This is a genomic window from Mycobacterium kiyosense (assembly GCA_021654635.1).
In the GTDB taxonomy this organism is placed as follows: Bacteria; Actinomycetota; Actinomycetes; order Mycobacteriales; family Mycobacteriaceae; genus Mycobacterium; species Mycobacterium kiyosense.
The window spans coordinates 3,066,544-3,086,720 of record AP025179.1; the positions used below are offsets into that span (position 1 = coordinate 3,066,544).

Annotated in this window: 14 protein-coding genes and 2 pseudogenes; 1 reads left to right on the forward strand and 15 read right to left on the reverse strand. The window is 68.1% G+C overall.

Annotated elements, in window-relative coordinates; all coding sequences use genetic code 11:
• Positions 1 to 94: 94 nt before the first annotated feature.
• Positions 95 to 1,051, reverse strand: coding sequence for a sterol desaturase family protein (locus tag L6444_RS14545; RefSeq protein ID WP_236983631.1), 957 nt, complete (start codon positions 1,049 to 1,051; stop codon positions 95 to 97).
• Positions 1,052 to 1,112: 61 nt separating this feature from the next.
• Here L6444_RS14545 and L6444_RS14550 point away from each other — a divergent pair, with 61 nt between their 5' ends.
• Entirely contained in the window at positions 1,113 to 2,051 is a 939-nt protein-coding gene (locus L6444_RS14550; RefSeq protein ID WP_236983633.1) for an alpha/beta hydrolase fold domain-containing protein, read from the forward strand.
• Between the two features lie 160 nt (positions 2,052 to 2,211).
• On the opposite strand, the gene L6444_RS14555 is transcribed toward L6444_RS14550, so the two are convergent.
• The 14 genes and pseudogenes from L6444_RS14555 to eccD all read right to left on the reverse strand — a co-directional run bounded on the left by L6444_RS14555 (position 2,212) and on the right by eccD (position 19,928).
• Positions 2,212 to 2,940, reverse strand: coding sequence for an MgtC/SapB family protein (locus L6444_RS14555; protein ID WP_236984133.1), 729 nt, complete (start codon positions 2,938 to 2,940; stop codon positions 2,212 to 2,214).
• A gap of 104 nt (positions 2,941 to 3,044) precedes the next feature.
• Positions 3,045 to 3,401, reverse strand: coding sequence for a DUF732 domain-containing protein (locus L6444_RS14560; protein WP_236983636.1), 357 nt, complete (start codon positions 3,399 to 3,401; stop codon positions 3,045 to 3,047).
• Positions 3,402 to 3,403: 2 nt separating this feature from the next.
• Positions 3,404 to 4,801 (reverse strand): PPE family protein, encoded by a 1,398-nt coding sequence (locus L6444_RS14565; protein ID WP_236983638.1) that lies wholly within the window; start codon positions 4,799 to 4,801, stop codon positions 3,404 to 3,406.
• A gap of 16 nt (positions 4,802 to 4,817) precedes the next feature.
• Positions 4,818 to 6,068, reverse strand: coding sequence for a PPE family protein (locus L6444_RS14570; protein WP_236983640.1), 1,251 nt, complete (start codon positions 6,066 to 6,068; stop codon positions 4,818 to 4,820).
• A gap of 459 nt (positions 6,069 to 6,527) precedes the next feature.
• Entirely contained in the window at positions 6,528 to 6,869 is a 342-nt protein-coding gene (locus tag L6444_RS14575; protein ID WP_236983642.1) for a DUF732 domain-containing protein, read from the reverse strand.
• A gap of 58 nt (positions 6,870 to 6,927) precedes the next feature.
• Positions 6,928 to 8,325, reverse strand: a complete 1,398-nt coding sequence (locus L6444_RS14580; protein WP_236983644.1) for a PPE family protein — start codon at positions 8,323 to 8,325, stop codon at positions 6,928 to 6,930.
• A gap of 35 nt (positions 8,326 to 8,360) precedes the next feature.
• Positions 8,361 to 9,668 (reverse strand): PPE family protein, encoded by a 1,308-nt coding sequence (locus tag L6444_RS14585; RefSeq protein WP_236984135.1) that lies wholly within the window; start codon positions 9,666 to 9,668, stop codon positions 8,361 to 8,363.
• 852 nt (positions 9,669 to 10,520) lie between these two features.
• Positions 10,521 to 11,751: pseudogene (locus tag L6444_RS14590) on the reverse strand (PPE family protein).
• Between the two features lie 46 nt (positions 11,752 to 11,797).
• Positions 11,798 to 12,028, reverse strand: a complete 231-nt coding sequence (locus tag L6444_RS31130) for a PE/PPE C-terminal domain-containing protein (RefSeq protein WP_236983646.1) — start codon at positions 12,026 to 12,028, stop codon at positions 11,798 to 11,800.
• Positions 11,926 to 13,071: a PPE family protein gene (locus L6444_RS30635; RefSeq protein WP_459561282.1), complete on the reverse strand. Its 1,146-nt coding sequence runs from the start codon at positions 13,069 to 13,071 to the stop codon at positions 11,926 to 11,928. Before L6444_RS30635 ends, L6444_RS31130 begins: the two co-directional genes overlap by 103 nt.
• Before the next feature lie 476 nt (positions 13,072 to 13,547).
• A complete protein-coding gene (gene eccA / locus L6444_RS14605; protein WP_236983648.1) occupies positions 13,548 to 15,380 on the reverse strand; it encodes a type VII secretion AAA-ATPase EccA in 1,833 nt (610 codons plus the stop codon).
• The gene (eccE, locus tag L6444_RS14610) at positions 15,377 to 16,597 is read right to left on the reverse strand and encodes a type VII secretion protein EccE (protein WP_236983650.1); all 1,221 of its coding nucleotides are present in this window, start codon (positions 16,595 to 16,597) and stop codon (positions 15,377 to 15,379) included. Before eccE ends, eccA begins: the two co-directional genes overlap by 4 nt.
• Positions 16,594 to 18,439 (reverse strand): annotated as a pseudogene (gene mycP / locus L6444_RS14615) (type VII secretion-associated serine protease mycosin). Before mycP ends, eccE begins: the two are co-directional and overlap by 4 nt.
• The gene (eccD, locus tag L6444_RS14620; protein WP_236983652.1) at positions 18,417 to 19,928 is read right to left on the reverse strand and encodes a type VII secretion integral membrane protein EccD; all 1,512 of its coding nucleotides are present in this window, start codon (positions 19,926 to 19,928) and stop codon (positions 18,417 to 18,419) included. The pseudogene mycP and the gene eccD overlap by 23 nt, the downstream one beginning before the upstream one ends.
• Positions 19,929 to 20,177: the final 249 nt, after the last annotated feature.

A 20,177-nucleotide genomic window follows, 5' to 3' on the forward strand; every position in this document is an offset into this window, starting at 1 on the left:
CCGATCCGTTATGGCCGACGAAGCGCCGACCTGCACTTTCAGGTTACGTCGTAACCACCCCGACACTAAGTCTTCGCGCAGAACGCTGGCGGCGTTACCGAGTGCTCGCCACCGGGGCGACTTTGCCGTTGCGATCGGCGCCGCCGGGAGCCCAACCGGGCGGCCCGAAAACGTAGCCCAGCCGGTCGCGCAGCCGGCTCGCCGAGCGCCAATCCCGCGCGATCGCGACGTATTCGTAGGTCTGCAGTTTCCAGATGTTGAACGTGTCGACCTGCTTGGTCAGCCCGTAGTGCGGCCGGAACAACTCCTCTTGGAAGCTGCCGAAAATCCGGTCCCACAGGATGAAGATGCCGCCGTAATTCCGGTCCAGGTACACCTTGTCCATGCCGTGGTGTACCCGGTGGTGGGACGGCGTATTGAAGACGTACTCGAACCACCGGGGCAGCTTGCCGATCCGCTCGGTGTGCACCCAGAACTGGTAGATCAGGTTCAGCGACCAACTGAAGAACACCATCCACGGGGGCAATCCCAACAGCGGCAACGGCACCCACATCAGGATCTCGCCGCTGTTGTTCCACTTCTGTCGCAACGCGGTGGCCAGGTTGTAGTACTGGCTCGAATGATGAGCCTGGTGAGTGGCCCAGATCAGCCGGACCCGGTGTGCGGCGCGGTGATAGGCGTAGTAGAGCAGGTCGACTCCGAGCAACGCGACGACCCAGGTGTACCACTTGCTCGCCGACAGATGCCATGGCGCAACGTAGGCATAGAGGGCGGCGTACCCGAATAGGGCCAACGTCTTCCAGGCGGCGGTGGTGGCTATCGACACCAAACCCATCGAGATGCTCGTCATCGAATCCCGGGCGAGGTAGGCGCCCGAGGCGGGCCTGGAATCGGCGGGGTCCCCGGTGCCGGCCGCGGCGTCGAACTTCGCCAACTTGCGGGCGGCCGTCCACTCCAGCGTCAAAAGCAGCAGGAAGAACGGAATCGCGAACAGCACCGGGTCCCGCAGCTCGGCCGGCAGCGCCGAGAGAAATCCGGTCAGAGCATGCACAGCAAAACAGATTACTGATTGCGGGATCGCTGTGTGCCGGGTTGTGTCACGGTAGACGTTGATGGCGATCAACGAATTCAAGATCAGGGTGGCCCGCCCGATCCGCAAGCCGCACGTCACGCAGCGGCTGCTGCGCGCCTCCGGTGTTCGCAACCGGTTGTTCCCGGCGGCGAAGCTGGAACATTGGGCGGCCAACCCGCGCCCACCCTACTGCGGGCTGCCCTCCAAGCTGGTGCTCAAGAAGGTCGACGTGACGCGCACCGACCTCAACGGCCGCCCGGTCTACCAGGTCACGCCTCGGCACATCGGTCCCGACGAGCTGGGCGGGCACGTGCTGTACCTGCACGGCGGCGCGTACGTGCTGGACCTGCTACCCCACTTCCATTGGCCCGCCATTGCCCGGCTGGCCCTGACCCTGCGCCGATCCCTCACCGTGCCGATCTACCCGATCGCCCCCGAACACACCTACCGCCAGGTCTTCCCGTTCCTGTTGCAGGTCTACCGCCGGATGCTGGACACCTGGGAGCCGGATTCGATTGCCTTCATGGGTGATTCGGCCGGCGGTGGGATGGCGTTCGCGCTGTGTCACGCGGTGCGCGACGCCGGGCTGCCACAGCCCACTGACGCACTGCTGCTCTCGCCCTGGATGCACCTCGGCCTGCCCGCCCCCGAGGTGCTGACGGTGGCAAAGATCGATCCGTTCCTCAACCTCGATGACCTGCGGGCCGCGGGCCTCCGCTACGCGGGCGGTGACCCCTTGGACCACCCGCTGCTCAGTCCGAGCATGGGTCCCCTGGACGGCCTGCCCCGGCTGACGGTCTTCACCGGAACCCACGACGTGCTCAACCCCGATGCTCGCGCCTTCCGCAACCGTGCGATCGCCGAAGGACACGACATCGGGTGGCACGAACTCGAGGGCGGTATGCACACCTGGATGCTGCTGCCCGGGCAGAAGGCAAGGGTGACGCTCGGACAGATTCGGCAGGTGCTGTCCGGGTGAGCCGAGTGCTGGTGCTCGCCGCCGGCTTCGCCGGGCTGTGGGCGGCACGGGGGCGGCGCGCAGACTCGACGAACTAGCGGTCCAACCCCGGGGCGGTCGCTGCCGCGGTGGTGAGCCCGCGGCCGTTTCCCGACATCCGGGTCCGCAGCCGCGGCCCTGATCAGTCGGATTGCGGGGCGGGCAGTCCGGCGGCGCTGGTCTCACCGGCATACCAGTGCACGGCGTGGACGCCCGGCTGCAAGGACAATTCGGCCACCAGATTCTCCAGCCTGGCCGGCGAGTGACCGTCCAGCAGCACATGGGCGGTCAGCGTGATGTTGTCTTCTCCGCTCGCCCCGGTGTGGATGCCGCGCAGGATGATGTCGTTGCTGCGGGTGTGCTGCACGATCTGGGCACGGGCATACTTCGCCGACTTGGGCCGGCAGATCACCTGGACCTGATACGGCTCGAGACCCTCGTCGTCGTCGCCGGAGTTGTCATGGTCGATGAGACGGCCCAGCGGGCGGCCCAGCAGATGGATCAGGACGACGGTGCCGGTGGCGATCAGCGCGAACACCAGATGCCCGGATGCGGCCAGCACCCCCACCGCCGCCGAGCACCACAGCGTGGCAGCAGTGTTGAGACCGCGCACGTTGGCACCCTCGCGCAGAATCACCCCGCCGCCGAGGAACCCGATTCCCGACACCACATAGGAGGCCACCCGGGTGGCGCTGGTGTCCTCGGTGGCCACGGCGTACAGCACGAACAGTGTCGCGCCGGTGGCCACCAGCGCGTTGGTCCGCAGCCCCGCCATCCGGGCTCGCCATTGGCGTTCGAAGCCGATCAGCGCGCCGCATCCCAGCCCTACCGCCAGGCGGAGCGCGAACTCGGCGTTGGTCAGTGTGTGCACCGTGCCCGCCCCCCTCTCCCGATTGCGAAACGGCATCAGCAGGTAATCAGATTTGGGTTAACACCAGGTGGAGGGCAGGCAAACCAGGAGCTGAGGGCTGCCCGTCAGAAGTAGCCACCTTCGGGTTGCCCCAGGTGCTCGGGGCAATACGTGTTCGATGCGATGGCCGTGAACAGGGCGGCGCCGTCCAGGGTCAGTGCCGGGTTCTGGTTCTTCACGTCGGTCAGAACCTGCAGTCCGGTTTCGCCGTTGCGCATCAGGCCGCACACGGCTTGCGCGGACGTGATCGCCCTGGCCGGATCGGGAACGGCGATACCGGCATTTTTCAGGGCAGCGAGAAACGCCGCGTCACTGCCGCCGGGGTCGCCGGGGTCACCGTGCACGGCCGGCGCCAGACTCAGCAACGCGACGGCGCCCACAACCGCCGGCAGAAGTCTCGCGTGGATCACCAGAAACGCCACCTCTACTGCGCGTCGGGCAGCGTGACCCTGGGTTTGTCACCGCTGGACACGTGCACCGCGTGGATTCCGGGCTTTTTGGACAGTTTGTCGAGCAGCCCGTCCAGCCCCGCTTTGTCGACGTTCCAGTGCTGTACCGCCTCCGGTTCCTGCTGCAGCTTGGCGATCACGCTGTCCAGCTTGACCGGCTCCACCGGGCCCTTCTCACCGCCGGCACGGGCCCGAGCACCGCTTCCGCTGTAGACCTGCGCCCCTACGCTGCCCACCGCGCCGCCGGTCAGGCTCCCCAGGGCCATCTGGTTGACCAGGTCGGCCGGAATCCCCGCCGCGGGGGCGGCGGCCATGCTGGTGGCCGGCAACACGTTGGAGACCATCCGGATCGCGGGCGTGGCCGATGCCCAGCTGGGCGGCACCGACAGCTTTCCCACCACGTTGGCCTCCCCGGCACCTGCCGACACGGCACTGGTGAGTCCGCCGGTCGGCGCCATGCCCAGCCCGGCTCCCAGGGCAGATTTGGGGATGTTCTCGAGTGGCGGCTTCCAGAACAGCTTGAACTCGGTCATGCCCAGGTTGGGCGCACTCATGACGTCGTTGGCCACCGTGCTGAATCGGCCGATGTCGGCGACGATACCGAACATCAGCTCCCAGGTCGGACCGCCCACCGTGGTGCCGGTCAGGGTGTTGAGCAGTTCGGACATGCCTTGCATGTAGGCGGTACCGGCCTGACCGAGCGCCTGCAACGCCTGCAGGACGACGTCGAATGGGAAGGCGGGCGCCGCCGTGGGAGCGGCGGTCGCAGCCGCGGTGGCCGCGGCCGTTCCGGCGGCCAGCCCGCTGGCCTGCCCCACCGCCGCTTGCTGACCGGCGAGTCCGGAGGCGTCGGTGACCTGGGGTGGTTCGGCGTACGGCGTCAGCTTGGCCGCGGCGGCCGAGGCGTTGGCGTAACCGAACATCGCGGTGGTGTCCTGGGCCCACATCTCCCCGTACTGCGCCTCGAGGGCGGCAATCGCACCGGTGTTCTGCCCGAAGATGTTCGTGGCCACCAGCTGGGCCAGCTCACTGCGGTTGAGCGCGATCTCCGCCGGCGGCACCACCGCGGCGTAAGCCGTCTCGTAGGCGGACACCGCCGCCTTCGCCTGCTCGCCCGCCGCCTTGGCCTGTGTCGCGGTGGCGGACATCCAGCTCACGTAGGGCGCCACCGCGGCCGCCATCGCGCCCGACGACGGACCGGTCCATCCGTCGTTGACCAGGCCTTCGATGATCGCGCCGTAGGACGCGGCCGTGTCCTGCAGTTCGGCCGCCAACGCGTCCCACGCGGTGGCCGCCGCGATCATCGGCCCCGCACCCGGACCCGTGTACATCAGACCGGAGGTGATCTCCGGTGGTCGCGCCGCAAAACTCATCGGCCCCGCCTTCCGTTCAGTCCGCCGGTATCACGATGATGGTCGCCGTGCTGGCGACTTCTTCACCGGCTGCCGCGGCGCCGGTGGCGCCGGCAGCGCCGTTGCTGACGGTGCGCACGGTGGCGCCGGCCAGCGCGCGCCCGGCCAGGCTGGCCATGGCCATCTCCCCGAACAGCCCCCCTTCGGCCGCCGCGGGGACGGCGGCGAGAGCCTCCGGAGTCGCACCCGGCAGCACCGAGGCCATCGTCCGCAGCACCGGCGCGGCCGTCACCCAGCCTCGCGGCACCGACAGCGACCCGACCAGGGTGGATTGCCCCAGGGACGCGGTGGCCCCGCCCGGCGCGACGGACGCGACGTAGCCTCCGCGCAGCGGCGACAGGCCGGCGATCGGCTTCCCGCCGCTGTTCAGCAGGGTGGCCACCCCCGGCGCGTTCTGCGACAGGCCGAGGATCTGCAGGCTGAACAGCCACCAACCGCCACCCAGCACGAACGGAATGATCGGACTGTAGGCACCGGTTATGGCGGCAAAGAAGGGTCGGATAGCTGCGGCGAACGGGTAGATGCCTTCGACGACGTTGCCCACCGGCGTCGTCGCCGCCGGAGCGGCGGATGTCGTCGCCAGGCTCTGCAGCATGGACGGGAACAGGTTGACCAGCTGCGTCAGCTGCGACTGGACGTCGGTGGCGGCCGCGCTGCCGGCAGCCTGGCCGACGGCCGCCGCTTGATCGGCCGCCCCGCCCGGGGCGGTGGTTTCCGGCGGCGCGGTGAAGGGCGTCAATACGGTTGCAGCCGCCGAGGATGCCGCGTAGGCGTACATGGCCGCGGCGTCCTGCGCCCACATTTCCGCATACTGGGCTTCCGTGGCGGCGATCGCGGCCGTGTTCTGTCCCAGCAGATTGGTCGCAATCAACGTCATCAACAGCGCCCGGTTGGCTTCGATCACCGGCGGCGGCACCGTTGCGGCGAAGGCGGCCTCGTAGGCCCCGGCCGCGAGCTTGGCCTGGGCAGCGGTTTGCTCTGCTCCGGTTGCGGTCGCGGTCATCCAGGCCACATAGGGAATGGCGGCGGCGGCCATCGATGCCGCGGCCGGACCGTGCCAGGTTCCCACCGTCATACCGTCGATCGCCGCGCCGTAGGACGCCGCCGTGGCATGCAACTCCGCGGCCAGCGCGTCCCCGGCCGCGCCCGCGGCCAGCATCGGTCCGGATCCCGCCCCCGTATACATTCGTCCAGAATTGACTTCTGGCGGCAGCGCCCCGAAGTCCATCTAGAATCCCCTCCGCTCCTTCGGTGCCAGCCATCGTAATCACGGCTTTCCCGGTCGCGGGCCGAACTTGCGAGTCTCATATAAGACTCACCAAGTACCCCTATATCGCGCCGCGGGATTCCACGCGTGGCGTCGGCCGGTGCAATGGCTCGCGCCGAAGCTGGCGGACGTCTGCTGGTCAGGATTGCATTCCCCGGGTGCGCCCCCGGCTCGGGCGCTGTGATCCCGGGCGTCCGTCGTCGTTACCCGATGAGCTGCCGCCGGAGCCGGTTCACCTACCGCGCGCCGCCGACGTACTCGTGCCGCTGCACGGCGTTCGCCGGAAGTCGCAATTAATGCGGGCCAGAAATGACGGCAGCGCCGCGAGCAAAGCGTCACGCCTTCGATAGTTGATCTGGGCAACAATGTTTGGCAGAAATATCTGCACGCAGCGACATCTCTACCAGCGGTGGTAAAGGGTTACGCCTTGGACAGTTGATGTGGGCAATAGTATTTAGCAGAAATGACCGCAAATTCGGCCGCGGCGTCCAGGGTGAAGCCGGGGTTGCGCGTCTTCACATCGTGGATGAGTTCGAATCCCGATTCGCCGTTGTCCAAACAGGTGCACACCGCTTTGGCGGACGTGATTACTTGCGCGGGGCTGGAGTAACCGATATCGGCGGTGCGCAGGGCGGCAAGGAAACCGGCGTCATCGGTAGCCGGGGTGTCGTTGGTGATCGATTCGTCGCCCGGCTCGCCTTCCGCCGGTGCGGCAGAGCCGATCATGACGCAGGTGGCGATCACCGCCAGCAGCTTTCGCAAGAGTACCTCCCTGAAAAAGTCGCCGACGATTCGGCGGTTTCACGAAATAGGTTGCAAACTAACCGGATTGCGCATCTGCTGGCACGACTTTCGGCGTGCTCTTGGTGAGATGCACCGCGTGCACGCCCGGCCTCTTGGCCAGCTGCACGAGTAGAGCGTCCAGCCCTTCCTGGTCAACCGTGTGGTGCTGGACGCTCTCGGGCCGCTCGGAGATCTGGGCGACCATGCGCTTCAACATCTCTGGTGACTTGAGGTCTTTGAGGTCTTTGACCGGTGTGATCCGGCCCCGGGCGCCGGACACGGCCGAGGGAGCCCCGGCCCCGAAAGCACTTCCGGCCATGCCGGCCAACGACATTGAACTCAGCAGACCGCCCCGGCCCAGTTCGGCTGCCGGCACCGCCTCGGGCCCGGCGGCCGACAAGGCGGCGGCGACAGTGCGAATGGCCGGCGTGTTGGCTGTCCAGCTCGGCGGCACGGTCAACGATCCCACCAGGGTGCCCCGGCCGAAATTGGCAGTGGGACTTGGTGTTACCGCACTGGTCAGCCAGCCGCGTCCCCAGTGCGGGGTAAGGCCACCGCCCAATGCGTCCTTGGGTAGCTCACCGAAGCTGGATATCGACTTGGGGCCGAACTTGAGGAACTGCGATGCCGGAAAGTTGACCAGCAATCCGATGTCGTTGAACTGCGTGGTGAAGCCCAGCGGAACCTTCACCGCCGAATACAGCGTGGTGAACGTCGTTGCGCCACTGGAACCGAACAGGCCGTTGAGCAATCCGTTGATGGTTGCGGTGTAGTCGGTGCTCAGGTTCGCCCCCACCTGGAGTAGTTGCGTCAACGGGGTGCTCGCGGACAGGATCGACTGGGTCGCGGCGCCAACCGAGTTGCTCAGCGTCTGCCCAGCCGAAAGTGCCTGGTCGACCAGCCCCCCGACGTTGACGATCTGGGGCGGTTCGGTGAACGGCGTGATGTCGGTCGCGGCCGCCGAAGAGGCGGCGTAGCCGTCCATCGCCACCGCGTCCTGGGCCCACATCTCGCCGTACTGGGCCTCGGTCGCGGCGATCGCGGCGGTGTTCTGGCCGAACAGGTTCGTGGCCACCAGCGTCGCCAAGTAACTGCGGTTGGCGGCGATCTGCGACGGTGGCACGTGCCCGGCGAAGGCGGCCTCGTAAGCCGATGCCGCGGCAACGGCCTGCTCGGCCGCCTGCGCCGCCTGTGCTGCCGTGCTGCTCATCCAGGCGACGTAAGGCGTGGCGGCGGCGGCCATGGCGAGCGACGACGGCCCCACCCAGGGTCCACTGGTCAGGCCGGCGATCACCGACGAATAGGACATGGCGGTGGCCTGTAATTCGGCGGCCAGGCCGTTCCAGGCCGCCGCGGCGGCCAGCATCGGTCCGGATCCCGGTCCGCTGTAGATCCGGCCGGAATTGATCTCGGGCGGAAATGCTGCGTAGAACACTGTTACCCCCTAGCTGGGTTCGCGTGCGTCATGGGTCAGTCCTCCAGCGGTGGGAGCACGAAGATCATGGCGGCGGCCGGGTCGGCTTCGGCGACCACGCCCCCGAGTGACGTTGCGACGGCGGCGCTGCCGCTACTGCCGCCCACGGTGGCCCCGAGTGCGCGCCCGGCCAGTCCCGACAGCGCCATCTGCCCGAACATGCCGGCCTCGGCGCTCGACGCGGCCGCAGGAGCCGCGGCCAGGTTCGTCGACAGGGTCGCGGCGAGGGTGCGGAAGGCCGGGGCGGCCGTGGTCCAGCTCTGCGGCACCGATAGCCCACTCACCATGGCGGCGCGGCCCATCGACGCGGAGGCGACGCTGCCCACCGAACCGGCGGCGCTCACATGCGGCGTCAGGGGCTGAGCGATCGGCGCCAAAGCGCCGCTGATGGGCTGGACGGGGGTCAGGAAGGACTGCAGTCCCTGTCCGTTCTGGGCGTACGCGTAGACCTGTCCGAACGACAGGAACGGCCCTCCGGGAACAGAACTCAAGCCCTGCAGCGAGTAGGAGCCGGTGAGGACGCTGAGCATCGAGTTCCAGTTCGCCACGTCTGTCGCCAGGGCCGGCGGCAACGACACCGAGGTCAGCTGGGGTAGGGCGAGCCCGGACAGCAACGAAGTCGACCCGGTCGTGGGCGCCGCCTGAAGCGTTGTCGCCATGCCCTGCAACGCATGCGGGATCGAAGCGATCAATTGGGACAGCTCGTTGCCGACGGTCGCAGCGGACTGGCTGCCGCTGACCTGCGAGACCGCCGCCGCTTGCGCGGCCGTGCCCGTTTCGGCGGTGGTCTGCGGTGGATCGGTGAACGACGTCAAACGCGTTGCCACTGACGATGATCCGGCGTAGGCGTACATCGCCGCGGCATCCTGAGCCCACATCTCGGCGTAGTGGGCTTCGGTCGTGGCGATCGCCGGTGTGTTCTGGCCCAGGATATTGGTGGCGACGAGCATCAGCAGCAACGTCCGGTTGGCCGAGATCACCGGCGGCGGAACCGTTGCCACGAACGCGGTTTCGTATGCGGCTGCAGCCGCCTTGGCCTGCGCACCGGCCTCGTCGGCGCGGGCGGCGGTGGCCGAAAGCCACGACACGTAAGGGCCGGCCGCCGCGGCCATCGACATCGCGCTGGGTCCCTGCCACGTTACGGCCACCAGGCCTTCGACCGTGGACATGAAAGCGGCTGCGGTGGAATGCAATTCGCTGGCCAGATCGTCCCACGCCGCCGCGGCGGCCAACATCGGCCCCGCGCCCGGACCGGTGTACATGCGCCCGGAATTGATCTCCGGTGGTAGCGCCCCGTAATCCACGCCTATCATCCCCTCACCCCTGACGGTGGTCATCGAGCTCGCCTCGGTCCATTCATGCGCTCTGCGCACCGGAACGCTTCGTTCTTGCGTTCCGTTGCTTATGCGAATTCGACGACTTCGGTTTTCGGTTCTGCTGCAGCGTCGGTCCCGCGTGCATGAAAAACATGGGATTTCCCGGCTGCTGCGAGCTATCTTCGGAAGAAGATATTTTCGGCTGGTTCCCGCTGAGTAATGGGAATGTAAACAAGAGTTTTTGTGCAGTTGGTTTTCAGTTATCACGCCGGGAGGCACGCAGCTGAATATCGTCAGCGCTGGTCAACGGCATATTGCTCCTGGCGCAACCGGTCAAATCTGATTTGTCGCACACAAACGACATAATGGTGTGAATCACTGAATTAATTACAGCCTGAATTCTCATTCGGCGTCAAAGAAATAATTGGCCGAATGTGTGGACGGTGGAGTTCAGGAAAAACGCTGCGCGTGCGCCGTCTCAGGTGGAGCCGGCATCGTCGGACCTTCGTCGCTTGCCCAGGGTCACGCGTGCTGCCGCCCGCAGGCGGGGCTCTCGGCCCGGTTGGATGCAAGCCGGCACTCGGGTTGCCGGCCTCGGGATCGCCGCATCGAAATCGACACCGCCGTGTTCGCAGCTGCGTGCCATGACGTCCCTCCTTACGTTAGGGATAACGTACGCAATCTGCGCGGACGAGGTCGTCTCAGGAGCTGCCAGATGGCTGTCTCGTCTCTGAAAGTCGGCTGTGAGCCCTGACTGTGGCCGCTCAACGGGTGTCAGGGGCGCGCAAGTCGCCGTTGCACAGGCCGCGCGGATCCACAGGTCGCGTACCGGCCGCTCGATCAGCCCGCCGCGGGCGGGCGCGGCATGATCGTCAGCTTGAACCCGTAGCGGGGCCCGTTGCCATAGTGCCGCGGCGCACCGGCGGTCATGACGCCCGGCACGCCCGGAGTGCCCGGGGCGCCGGGTGCCGCCGCGGCAGGTGCCGCCCCGAGCTCTCCGCCGCCCACCAGCGGGGTGGCGTTGCTTTCGACCACCTCGACGGCCGAAGCCCAGCTCGGTGGCACCGACAGCCGGCCGACCAGGGTGGCCTGGTCGCCTGCCGCCACCGCGGTGCCCGTACCCGCTGGCGGGAAGGTCGCGCCGGTCCACGAGGCATCGCCGGGGCCGGCGGCGCTCAGCGGTATGGCCGCGCCCGCCTCCGGGCCGCCCGCAGCCAGCGAGTCGAAGTCGGACATCGCCCCGGTGATCGCGGGCATGATCTGTCCGGGAGCGGTGTAACCCGCCGAGACGAAGCCGTTCACCAAGGTGGAGTTGAGGAAGATGCCGTAGGGGTTTCCGTCGTTGCCGTCCAGGAAGTTCAGGATGTCGGCGAGCAGGCCCGACTGGGGAACCGCATCCAGCGGCGAAGCCGGCGCCGCCAGGCTGTGCACGGTCGCGGACACCGCCGACGTCAGCTGCGACCATTCGCTCTGGATGGGACTGCTCGCGCCCGTCCCCAGAGCCTGGGAGACAGCAGAAGACTGTTCGGCCAGCCCGGCCGAGTCGGTGGTCGGGGTGGGTTCGGCGAACGGGGTCAGCGCGACCGCGTCGGCGGCGCTCGCCGCGTAGGCGTACATCGCGGTGGCATCCTGCGCCCACATCTGGGCGTACTCGGCTTCGGTCGCCGCGATGGCGGGCGCGTTGATGCCGAGGAAGTTGGTGGCCACCAACGCGACCAGCCGGACGCGGTTCGCCGTCACCACCGCCGGGGGGCACGGTGGCAGCGAACGCGGCGTCGTAGGAGGCCGCCGCCGCCGCGGCGGCCTGACCAGCGGTCTGGGCGGCCAGCGCGGCGGTCAGATCCAACCAGGCCAGATACGGCGCGACCGCTGCCGTCATGGCCGTGGCGGCCGGGCCGCGCCAACCGTCGCTGACCAGCGTCGACGTCACCGACTCGTACGCTGCTGCCGCCGACTGCATCTCGTCGGCGACGGCAGCCCAGGCCTGCATGGCGGCCAGCATCGGCGCCGACCCGGGTCCGGTGTACATGCGCAGGGAATTCACTTCAGGTGGGAGTGCTCCGAAATCCAATACCGGCACCTCCTTCAACCAACCGTCGCGGTTGCCTCCCCCCTCCTCACCCGGCGGCCGGCGGGCGCCCCATGATCGTCGGGCGGAATCCGTACCGCGGCGGATTGCCGAAGCTCTGCCCGGACATGCCACCAAGCGGCATGCCGGGCAGCCCAGGCATGCCCGCCTCGGGAGCTACGGTGCTGGTCCAGCCGCCGCCGGGGGCGGCAGCGCCGGCATGGTTGGCCACCGAGGTCGCCGCCGTCCAGGTCTGCGGCACCGACAACCGCCCGACCATCGCGGCCTGATTCGTCCCCGCGGCCACCACCGCGGCCGGCGATGCGGCCGCCGTCGTCGCCCCAGGCTGGGCAGAGTCGCCGAACTGGCCGGCGTACCGGCCGGAATCCACGAGGCATTGCCCTCACCGGACCCCATCGGCGGCACCGCAGCGCCTTCCTGCGCGCCCAGCGCGACCGCGTTGATGTCGGCCATCGCGGCCCAGACGGCCGGGCCGACCACGGCCGGGCTGACGTATCCGGCCGAGACGAAGCCGTTGGACAGCGAGGAGTTCAGGAAAATGCCGTACGGGTTGCCGTCGTTGCCGTCCAGGAAATTCAGGATGCCCGCCAACAGCCCGCCCGGGTCCAGGCCGGCGGCGAGACTCGAGGGCGACAGCGCCGCGGCGGGTGAGGCAAGACCCTGCAGCGCGTCGGGTACCGACGACATCAGCTGCGGCAGCTCGGTCTGCACCAGCGTGCCGGCCGCATCGCCGGCCGCCTGGGTGACCGCCGCGGCCTGGTTGGCCTGCCCACTGGGATTGGTGGTCTGCGCCGGTTGGGTGAACTGTTGCAGCGTGGCTGCCGCCGCGGAGCTGACAGCGTAGCCGTACATCGCCGCCGCATCCTGGGCCCACATCTCGCCGTACGCGGCTTCGGTGGCCGCGATCGCCGGCGTGTTCTGACCGATCAGGTTGGTCGCCACCAGGACCGCCAGCTGCTCACGGTTGGCGGCGATTGCGGCCGGGGGCACGGTCATGGCGTAGGCCGCTTCGTAGGCGCCGGCGGCCGCGACGGCCTGAGACGCGGCCTGCTCGGCTTGCAGACCGGTCAGGGTCATCCACGTCATATACGGTGTGACCGCGTCCTCCATCGAAGCCGACGCCGGCCCTCGCCAGCCGTCGCTGGTCAGCACCGAAATCACGGTTTCGTACGCGGCTGCCGCCGAACGCAACTCGGCGCCCACGCGATCCCAGGCCGCCGCAGCTGCCAGCAGTGGCGCCGAGCCCGCACCGGTGTACATGCGCAGCGAGTTCAGCTCTGGCGGTAATGCCCCGAAATCCACTGCCTACACCCCCTCCACCGAGCGCGGTGCCAGCCGGACTGGGCGCGCATCGACCGCCATGACGAATTGCGTTGCCGCACAGCGGACTCCAAATTGACGATGGGCTACTGCTAGCGATTCCTGTTGTCGCACAACAAACATCGGGCTTCTCCTTTTCGGGATAGTCCGATCCGGCTACGGAATGCCGCTGTGCAGGTCTATGCGTGTGACTGGTTTCATGCAGGCGCCGCGACCGGATCGGGTGAATTGGCAACGATTTCCGCAGTCATCATCCGGCCAATGCGGCATCACCTCCCGTCGCCGTTCGGGGCACACGGGAGCGCCGCCGTGATCGCGCAATCGGGGTGAGGTCACCCGGCGGAATCTGCCGGACGCGGCCACCCCTCTTGTCCTAAAACGAGTTCACACAGCGTAACTGGCTGAGGCGATAACGGCAGGTCGTAAGGGGTGTCCGCTCGAAAGCGGCCCAGCTGCGGTCAGTTCGACTTTTTCTCCGCGACGGCGGCACTGAGGCCCTCGGCGAGGTCGTCGCGCGTCAATTCCCGGAACCGGCGCAGCTGCGATTCGCTGAATTCGGTGAGATCACTGTTCAGCACGGCGTCCAGGTCTTCGTCGTCGAGCCGGAAACTTCGGTGGTCGCGGGCTTTTTCCACCACGTTGCGCACGAAGCCGGCGTTGCCGAGCATGTCGATCCCGCGGATCAGGTCGCCGTCTTCGGAGTAGGTTTCGTCGAGATAGAACTTGGTGTACGACGGCAGCAGGATCGCGGCTTCCTCGTCGGTGATGACGTCCTCGTTCTCTTTGCCCATCAGCTGGGTAAGCGCGATCAACTCGTCCGGTGTGTAACTGAAGAACTCGATGACGGTCGAAAAGCGCCGCCGCAGACCCTGATTCACCTCGAGCATCTTTTCCATGGCCTTGGCGTAGCCGGCCCCGAACACCACCAGTTCGTCGCGATGGTTCTCCATGTACAGCAGCAGCGTGTTGATGATCGCGTTGCCATAGGGGTCGCCCTGCGAGTAACCCTTCTCGTGCAGGGTGTGCATCTCGTCGAAGAAGACCGCCCCGCCCAGTGCGCCTTCGAGCATCTCCTCGGTGTTCTTCTCGGCGTCGGCCATGTAGCGGCCCAACAGCTTGGTGCGGCTGGTCTCCACCACTACCGGCTTGCGCAGCACGGTCAAGCCGCACAACTGTTTGCTGAACGCGCGCGCCACCGAGGTCTTTCCGGTGCCGGGGGGTCCCAGCAACAATGTGTGACGCGAGGTGACCGGAACCGGGAGGCCCATTTTGGCCCGCGCCAGGTTCACCTTGGTCGTCGACTTGATGAGCTTGATTTCCTTTTTGGCCTGCTCCATTCCGAGCATCGCGTTGAGCTCGGCGTCGCCTTCGGCCAGGTACTTCGCGGCCTCCTCGGCGTGGCGGGCCGCCTCGGCCTGAGCCCGCGACGGGGCACTGTCCGGATCCCACGGGTCCGTGCGGGCCTCGATCGTCTCCGGGTCGGTCAGCACCAGGCGGAAGTTGGGGTTGTCCAGGGCCTCCCGCGCCGGGGTGAACTTCGCGTCGCGGGAGTAGACGCGCCGCAGCAGCTCGACCGCCTCGTCCTCCCTGCCGACGTGCCGCAGGCACATGCCCTGGGTGTAGAGGGCGATGTTGGCCGCGCCTGGCACCCGATCCCCCTCGATGGCGTCCTGACCGCGGCGGAAAGCCTCCTCGAAGACACCGAGCGACGCCAGCGCTGTGGTGGCCATCGCGGCCCCGGCGGCCTTCAACTCGGGGTGCCGCCACTGGGTGGACTCCGGGAATTGCGCCAGCACGTCCGGCCAGCGTTTGGTGCGGAAATAGAGCACTCCGCGCACGTAGCTGACCAACTCGGCGTCGAAGGGGTGCCGCGGTTCGGTGGCGTCGAGCAGGTCGGCCGCCTCCTCGTACCGCTTGTTCTCCGCCAGCACCGCCGCGTAAGCGCAGGCCAGGGAGTCCACGCTGGTCACAGCCAGTCGCAGGAACAGTCCGTCGGAGACCTCGGGGCGAAACTGCAGGTCGGTGACCCCGAGGCGCCGGGTCTCCCAGCCGAACGTCCTTACCGCCGCCCAGGCGCCGGCGAGTACCTCGATGCTTTGGTCGCCGGACAGGATCCGCGCCAGCCAGGCGTCGCACATCCCGGGATCCAGCGTGGTCGCGGTGCTGAACATCTGCGCCGCGACCTGCGGGTTATGGCTGGGTTGCAGCCCGTTGACCGAGATACCCGACGCCAGCAGGCCGGCGACCATGGCGTTTCTGGCATCTTCGGCAGCTGACTGCGCGCGGGTCATTGTGCTGCTGAGCTAGATACGCGCTCCGCCTCGTGGCCTACTGGCAGCTCCAGCTCGTCGTGGTCTCGCAGGTCGCGGCTCGGCACGACCAGATGTGGCTTGGCGGACGGCGCCGGCAGACTGGCCCGCACCGCCGCGAGCTGGCGCCCGGTGAGCCGGTTGAGTCCGGCGGTCAGGTCCCGGCTCAGCCGGCCCTCGCTGTGATAACGCACCCACGCCGACAGCTGAGGGCGGCCCGCCCGTGAATTCAGTCGCACGGTGACCACGGTAGCGCCAACTTCCGGCGCGTCCGAGAGCCAAAGGTCACGCAGTGTTTCGGTGCTGATATCCGATGGGGTCACCCAGAAGCTGGTCACGTACCCGTTGAAGTGCTTCAGGTGTCGCCAGCCCGGGCGGCTCCAGGTCGGTTCCAGATCGGCCAGCACCGCGCTGTCGACCTCGGCCAGCTCGTCGGCGGTCAAGGGCCGCGCCGCACAGCTCTGCCCGTCCAGGTCCTGCACCAGCCGCTCGGTTGCCGCCACCAGTGTCGCGGCCAGCGAGTCGCGGCAGACCACGGCGGCGACGTTGCGTTGCGGGTTCATCCGCAACACCAACCAGGTGCGGCGGCGGTCGGTGCCCGTTCGTTCGGTCGCACCGTCGTTGGCGCCCCACCCTTCCGGACCCCACTCCTCCAGCGAGGCCGAGGCGCGGGCGGCTTCCGCGCCGCCGCGTACCTCGACCGAGACGATGTCGATGGCGTCGAGTTGGATATCGAACTGCCGTAACCCGTCCGCGACCGCTGCCACCGGCAGGATCGGCGCCGAACCCGTCGGGCGGTGGCGATGCCGGCCGGGGTGCTCGCCGTCGCCGCCGTCCACCTCGACCACGGCCACCAGTTGGCCGCGATATTCGCGCACCCCGACCGTGTCGCGGCCGAATCGGCGTTTGAAGTCGTTAGCCGGGGTGCAGCCGGCGCCCAGCGCGGTGCCGGGGTCCGCCGACCAGTCCCACAACCAGGCCGTCAATCCCGAGGTCACGGTGATGCCGTGGTAGGTGACGATCGACAGCAGCGTCACCAGGACCGCAATTGCGACACCGATCCACCACGCCACCCGGTTCTCGCCCTGCCAGGACGCGGGGGCGTGGCTGGCGAGCACCAGGATCAGCACGTCGACCAGGAACACCGCGGTGAGGCGGGGCCAGGTCAAGGACAACCCGAATTTACGCTGAGCTTTCATCGTTGCTTCCGCGATCGCCGCATCAATGACGCTGTTCCGAACACTGCTCCGCCTATCAGTAATGCCGCGGCCAGGCCCCCCGGTCGCTACCCACACCGGCACCATGTTGCGCGGCGGGGGCGCCTTCGGCAGCTGCAGCGGTGCCGAGAGGACTTTGGGTGCCTGGGGCGGCCCCGCAGGGACATCCCATGTCAATGCCGCGACCGGGTCGACGACACCGTATCCGACCTGGTTGTCCACTCCTCCTCGAGCGGGCGGCCTGGCCGTATGGATCAGCCGCTGCATGACTTGGTAGGCCGACAGTTCGGGGAACTTGGCGCGCACCAATGCCGCCACCCCCGAGACGATGGCCGTGGCGAAACTGGTGCCGGCCGGCGTCAGCAGCGTGTTGTCGGGCCCGTCGATGGCATTGATCAGACCGTCGTCACGGTTGGAGAAACCCATCACGTCGGTTCCCGGCGCCGCGATCGACACCCACGGCCCGGCGATGCTCATCTGGGTCATCGGTTGCCCGTTGGGGTCGACGGCGCCGACGGTGAGGACGTCGTCGCTGAACCAGGACGGCGTCACCACAGTGGTCACGGCACTCCAGTTGCGCGGGTCCTTCGGCGACAACGGATCGAACGTCGGGTTCTGCTTGCAGTCCTTCTTGCTGCTGTCCCCGGCAGCAGCGACGATCAGCGCATTCTTCTCGACCGCGGCGTAGTGCACCGCGGCGCCCAGCACCCGCTGGTCAATCGGATTGCGGGCGCTGATACAGGTCACCTCGGAGATATTGATCACCGAAGCGCCCATGTTGGCAGCATGGACGATCGCGCGCGCCATCGTCTGGATGTTGTCGATTTTCGCCGCGGTCTGCGGGTCTTCCTCGCCGGTGTAGGCGTCCTTGAGGGTGAACGCCGAACTCGACTGACGGATGGAGATCAGGTCGACTCCGGGGGCGACTCCGCTGAATGCGTCCGCCGGCGCCGCAGCGGGGCCGGGCGGCGGGGCCGGTGCGGGGCTCGCCGACGACGGCGTCGGTGACGCACCAGACGTCGTAGTCGTCGTCGGGGTCGTCGTGGTGGTCGTCGTCGTGGTGGTGGTTGCCGGGTCCAGCGGAAGCGGACTGGTCCCGCCCATCCCGACACCGGCGATCCGTCGACCACCGGTGTAGCCGGGGATGGTGATGGTGCCGCCGCCGTGACTGGCCGCCGGGGCCTGGCCCGGTCCCGGTGCCGGGCCGGGCGGCGCCCCTTCGGAGGACGGGGGCGGCGCGGGGATCACGGTGATGGTGGGTCCCGGAACCGGTGAGAGCGTCACCGTCTGTGGCGGCGGCGGCTTCTCCTGAGTGGGAACGGGAATCGGTCGGCGTGGCGCGGCCGGCGGCGCCGCCGCACCGTTGGCGGGCGCACCACCGATCATGGATGCCACCAGGGTGCCGTGCGCGTCACAGTCCGACAGCCCGTCGCCGGCCATCACGTAGTCGCCACCCGGGGCGAGTCGCGGCAACCTGGGGTGCGGCGTCACGCCGGTGTCGATGACCGCGACCTTGATTCCCTCACCTCGGCCGAAGCGCCACGCCTCGCTGAGGCTCAGCATCTCCATGTACTTCGGCGGGATCTTGAAGTCCGTACCGGGCAGAACTCCTACCTCGGTGCAGTAGGAGTTCTGCTTCATCGGCGCGATCGGGCCGGGCGGGCCGTCCGGCGGTATCGCACCCGGATCGAACGGCGGCGGCGTGATGGCATACGCCGGTGGCAATCCCGCCAGCGCCCCACCGGCGAGCACGGTCGCGGCGATGGCCGCGCTGGCTGCGCGGCCCCGCCACGAACGGGCCCTACCGGTATCGGATGGCTGCATAGACGTTCATCAACCACAAGGCCAGCGGGAAGATCGGGATCAGGCAGAGGTACTCGATCCACTCCACGAACTTGCGGAACAGCGGACTGTAGATGGTGTTCGGCACCACCGCGGCGGCAGTCAGACCGGCGGTCGGCAGCGCGACCAGGACCGCGGCGGCGATCGACACCGACAGCGGCGACGACAGCACCAGCGCGTAGCGCACCGCGACGGCGGCGATGATGATCACCCCGGTCGCGGCCAGCGTGATGGCCTGCCAACGGTCGACGTAGGAGCGGCCGCGCAGCAGCAGGAAGCCGGCACTGAAACCCGCGAGGAGCAGCGGCAGCCAGCGCTCGTTGGTGTGCGGGTTGCACAGGGCGCTCAGGCACACGACCATCAGGACACCGAGCCCCACCAGCAGACCGCTCAGGAACGACCGCGCACGCTCCGCCTGCAGCAACACGTCGCGCACCGACGCCGGACCTTCCAGGGTCGGCGGACCGCCCTCGGTCCGCACCACCGTGGTGGGCAGGTCGGGCCGCGCCTCGAACACCCAGCGGCTGGTCGCGGACGGGAACACCGGCAACCGGATCCCGGCCAGGCGCCGGGCCAGCGCCGGAGCAGCGTGGTACAGCAGGACGCTGGCCAGCACCAGGCAGGACAGCAGGGTCACCGCGCTGGTGGCCGCCACCATCCGGGACAGGCTGGCCAGGGTGGCCAGCGCGGTGACGGTCACGATCGCGGTGTAGATCGCCAACCGCCGCCCGGTGAAGCGCAACGCCAGGGCCGCAGCGACGGCCAGGACGCCGAAGCCCAGCACGGCGTTGGGCGAACCGACCGGACCGGGGGGTGCGGCGGCGGCAGTGACGGTGAGCGGAACCAGCCCGCTCATCAGCAGGGTGTCACCGACACGACGGTCGGCGTCGGTCTTGGCGCGCACCAGCAGCAGCACCGAGACGGTGAGCACCAGTACGGCGACGATCGCGGCGAAGATCGTGGTCAGCCAGGAGTTGTGGTGCCAGCGCCACCAGCCCAGCACGCCGGACGCCAGGACCACCCCGGTCGCCACCATCGACGCGCCGACCTGCACGGCGACGACCGGGTCGATCGCGGCGAAGCGCTTGCTCAGGTTCGCCGACACCGCCGTCGAGATGTGCTCGATGACCTGGGACCGGTGCTCGGTGTCCGCGATGAACCGGATCCACAGCCGGTCACCGTCGTAGACGTCCTGCTCGGTCAACGACTGGGCGGCGCGCAGCGGGGTGCCGTCGACCATGCACAGGGCCCAACGGCCGCGCCCGGTGGCTTCCAGCGGCGTCTCCCCCAGTTCCCGGAGCCGGCTGTTGATCACCTTGAGCAGCGGGTCGGTCATCACCGAGACGGGGGCGTTGGCGTCCAGCAACACACCGATCTGGACACCCTCGCCGGCCATGATCCCGACGACGACGGCCCGGGGCGACGAGATGCCCTCTACGTCAGTCTGTGGCGCATCAGCTACTGCGGTCATCGTCCTGCACCCCCTGCCATGCCGGCCTGTGTCGGCACGATTGCCGGGGCTCCTGTCACGCCGCCGCCCCTAAGGAGCTTCGGCTGGACTGACTCCAATTTCATTTGCCTCGCCTCGCGCGTATGAGTTGTGGTTGACGTGTTGGTTTTTAGTTTTGCAACCCGTTGCTGAAAGCAGTATGCCGTGTCGGCATCCACCTCGCATTTTATGTTCAAAGTTGTTGTTGTACTGCGATTTTCGTAACGGCGC